This is a genomic window from Stecheria intestinalis (assembly GCF_009696165.1).
GTDB classification, from domain to species: domain Bacteria; phylum Bacillota_I; class Bacilli_A; order Erysipelotrichales; family Erysipelotrichaceae; genus Bulleidia; species Bulleidia intestinalis.
The window spans coordinates 1-3976 of the sequence record NZ_VUMN01000061.1; the positions used below are offsets into that span (position 1 = coordinate 1).

The 3976-nt window shown below is 46.6% G+C and carries 4 protein-coding genes and 1 pseudogene; 2 read left to right on the forward strand and 3 right to left on the reverse strand.

Translation table 11 applies throughout. From position 1 onward, the window contains the following. From FYJ51_RS13775 to FYJ51_RS13310, 3 genes and pseudogenes are all read right to left on the reverse strand, one after another. A pseudogene (locus tag FYJ51_RS13775) lies at positions 1-126 on the reverse strand (transketolase); the annotation flags it as partial. Between the two features lie 270 nt (positions 127-396). After that, positions 397-882, reverse strand: a complete 486-nt coding sequence (locus FYJ51_RS13305) for a hypothetical protein (RefSeq protein ID WP_154506006.1) — start codon at positions 880-882, stop codon at positions 397-399. Positions 883-944: 62 nt separating this feature from the next. Further along, positions 945-1610: an HAD family hydrolase gene (locus FYJ51_RS13310; protein ID WP_205946345.1), complete on the reverse strand. Its 666-nt coding sequence runs from the start codon at positions 1608-1610 to the stop codon at positions 945-947. Between the two features lie 131 nt (positions 1611-1741). On the opposite strand from FYJ51_RS13310, the gene FYJ51_RS13315 reads away from it, so the two are divergent. Together FYJ51_RS13315 and FYJ51_RS13320 are read left to right on the forward strand one after the other, a co-directional pair. Further along, positions 1742-2866: a GGDEF domain-containing protein gene (locus FYJ51_RS13315; protein ID WP_154506008.1), complete on the forward strand. Its 1125-nt coding sequence runs from the start codon at positions 1742-1744 to the stop codon at positions 2864-2866. Positions 2867-2941: 75 nt separating this feature from the next. Beyond that, positions 2942-3859 (forward strand): hypothetical protein, encoded by a 918-nt coding sequence (locus FYJ51_RS13320; RefSeq protein WP_154506009.1) that lies wholly within the window; start codon positions 2942-2944, stop codon positions 3857-3859. Positions 3860-3976 lie beyond the last annotated feature (117 nt).

A 3976-nucleotide genomic window follows, 5' to 3' on the forward strand; every position in this document is an offset into this window, starting at 1 on the left:
CAGATAAGTGACGATATCCGCTGCTCCGAGCGATCCTCCCGGATGCCCGGACTGCGCGTTCGCAATTTCCTTCACGATATTCTTCCGGATATTGCGTGCATGCTGCTTCAGTTCTTCATTGTTCATGAATTTGCTGATCCTCCTGTTCTGCTTTATTATACTCCGATTCCTCTTCTGCCTGGATATACATGAAATCAGGATTCTTCTGATTGCTCGTTCTGAAAGAAAGATAAATCAGCTGCCTATCACTTGCATCTCCGATGAACCTTTTCATCGAAAAAAATGTTATTGTTTCTCTGTCACTTCTTCCGCCGTATCATCAAGATCATAACCGCTGTCACAGCGGCTGCAGACAGTTCGATCACTGCTGCTCCCAGCATCAGCAAAGGACGTTTTCTACTTGTTCATTTCCGCATGGCAGATGGGACACGCAATCTTCCTTTCCAGAAGGCACCTGAGATCATTCGTCACATACGATAATTTCCCACCACAGCTTTTGCAGCGATGATCATACTCTGCATATAGTTCATAATGCTTTTCAAGATCATCTATACTTGCATACGGAACCCCCTTGAACGGAAACTCCACACTCCATCCAGCCGGCTCTGCGGACATAGCAACACCATCTCGGGGGATATACATCGACAGTTTCAGATCAAAATAATATTTATGACAATCATCACACTGGAACAGCACGTTTTCGCAATCAACCACCCCATCAGGGTAATCAATGAAAAACTGTTCGGCCTCTTTTCCATAATCTCCAGCTTTCATTTTCTGCACAGTATCCAGATACAGTTTCGGATACAGAAAACCTACGCCAAGATCTCCGCCGAATGAATACCCGCATTCAGGACAGATAAAACCAACAGAATCTCCCATTTACCATCCTCCAAAATGATTTTCGCTTCTGTTCCATCAACATAATCAGCACCGAAAGATTTTTATCTGAACAGGTCCAGAAGATCTGTCAGTGTTCTGATCCGTGTGCAGTCAGCTTCCATCATCCGCTGACCATGCGGCCAGATCCAGACAGGCTTCATTCCTGCATGAAACGCACCGATGATATCTCTGGCAAAAAGGTCTCCGATAAATGCACATTCTTCCGGCATACTGCCGATCTTCTCTGCCGCATATCGGAAAATTTCAGGATCCGGCTTCTTGACCTTCAGATCTCCGGACACTACTACTGCATCAAAAAAGGTATCCAGCCCTGCCTTTGCCAGTTTCTGATGCTGAGAATAAGAAGTGCCATTCGTGACTACGCCAAGCCGATAGCCCCGATCACGCAGCTTTGTCAGCACCTCCATCGCATCCGGAAACAGTTCTGTATATTTCCATAGATTCGTTTCCCACCACTGATTGAAGTCCGGCTCTCCCAGAACATCCAGATCAATCCCGAATCTCTCCCTCAATGCTGAGCTCACATAATTCTTATTGATATCCCCCTGCTGATCCAGGATCATGCATGTCTGCAAGATCGCTTCTTTTTCCATCGGATCCATTCCAGGCTTCACGGAATCCACCGCTTCTTCATATGCCTGGTAGGCATATCTTTCACGGTTTCCAAGCGTATCATCAAAATCAAACAGCAGTGTCCTGATCTGCATTTTCAACTCTCTCTTTCCATCTGTCATGTGTCTATTCCAGTATACCCGATTCTACTGTCCATGCATGAATCCCGATCGATTCTTCCTGCTTCTTCCCACACGGCTGCAGTCCGAAGTTTTATAATGAAGCTATGGAACTTCCGGCATGGGCGTATCTCAACAGCTATACAATCCTTTTGGCAGCGATGCTGCTGCATACTTCATTATCTGCATCAAGATCTGAAAGCAATCGTGCTTATCTCCGATTCCTGATTGTGCTGATCTCGCTTCTGATCATGGACAGTTTCAGCCGGCTTGCAGTCACTCAGAAGGATTTCATCTACTGTCTGATGAGGGCAGGAAATTTCTATATCTTTGCAGTTGATCCCCTGGGCTATCTGCTTGCCTTGGACTATCTCAACTGCTTTATTCAGTCTCCGCACTCCCGGTCAAACCTCTGGCGCAGTATGTTTTTGGGGTTCTTCCTTGTGAATCTTGCGGCAGTAACAATCTCGGAGGTCTTCCATTTGGGATGGTTCTATTATTTCGAGAACCTGAAATATCATAGAGGCACGTTCTTTCTCCTGAGAGTGTTTTTCGGTATGATGTTCGCCCTCCTGTTTGAATATTATGCTTTCTCTGAGCGCAGGCATATTCAGCCGATCTACCGCAGAACGCTGATTGCCTTCCCGGCTATCGCAATCCTGTTCGGCTTGATGCAGACTGTATTCTCCGGCATTCAGCTTCAATATAACGGTCTCGTATTTGCATGCATCATGCTGTATATCCATATCCAGAGCAATGATCTGACCACAGACTACCTGACTGGTGCAGGCAATCGCAGACGTCTGGATGATGTCTTGACTAGTCTTATTTCCAGCAAGGTATCCTTTTCTGCAATTCTGATCGATCTGGATTCATTCAAACAGATCAATGATACCTATGGTCATAAGGAGGGAGACAGTGCTCTTCAGGAAGTCTATCATCTTCTCTCAGAAACTTTCGGCCGGAAAGACACCATCACTCGCTTCGGCGGAGATGAATTCTGCATTGTTTCTGAAATCAATGATCCGTCTCAGCTTGATTCCAAGGTTGCAGAATTGCGTTCCGCTGTAAAAAGATTCAATGACGGAAAGAAGAAGCCATATCCGATTCGCTTCAGCATCGGATATGCAGTCCATGACTCTGTTTCTTCAGAAGATCTCAGCACCTTCCTGAAACGTATTGATTCTCTCATGTATGAGGAAAAAGCCATCCATCATAGCCGCAGAAGCTGAATCTTCAGCCATCGGCTGCTTCTTCCAGTGTTTTCTCTTTCGGCTATAATAAACTAGACGGAGGTTCCTGACACAATGGCAAACAAGATCTGTGATTTCTGCCTGGAAGAAACAAAAGGACTGTTCAAGCAGCCGGAAACAATTCAAGGCGGCTATCATATCTGCAGGAAGTGCAGAAAAATCATTGAAGACTATGGGCTTCCGGTGAAGTATGATCTGTTCCAGCTCCTGGTCACTGCAGATCCTTCCATGCATGAAATGATGATGGGAGACTACCTGGAAAACCACAAGGCAGAAGATACGATTGCAAAGTACTTTCCGCTGCCGAATATCCTGCTTCATGATGGAGAGCACTGCATCAACATGCGCAAAGCATCCATCAACGTGAGCAGATCCTTAATTCCTTCTTCTCTGGCAGTGACTGCCATCGCCGATATCCGCAGACCCCAGATCACCAATCTCTCAGATGCGGCTGATCCCAGCGATGCTGTAAAAGCGGATGGAATGCTGTATGAAACGGACGCTGCCGTCTACTTTCTGAGTGAGCATTTCATCAACTGCCACCGTCTCACAAGTCTGATCAAAGAGAATCAGCCGACCGATGCAGTCCACGTATTAGAGCACAACCGCCGCTATACTTACTATACCCCGCACAGCGATCTGTTCTTCATGCGTGAGACATTCTATCGCATGGCAGCAGCCGCAAAAGAAAACAAGAAAAAGAATCTGATCTATCTGGCCAGTGAGAATACGATGACTCTGACCTCAGGAATCTACAATGTGCCGAAGAATATCCGGGCAGGCAATTACTGGGTCAATCCGGTCAATGATTCCGGTCTCAGCATCCGCGATGCAAATGGCCGCTATCATGAGATCCGCGGCGGCAGACTCCATATTGATGAAGGCTCTACTCTGGAGGTTACTGGCGAATATGAATTCCGCTTCACCAGAAGAGAACCGAAGGAACCAGACCTCAAGGAAGAAATCGAGTAGGAGGATGAGAGCGTGAGCTCTCATCTTTTTTCCTCTCACACCACCGGAGAAGCCGTTCGGCGTCCGGCGGTTCGAAGCACCAACAAATTACATCACTGTTACATGTACCAAGGTAAA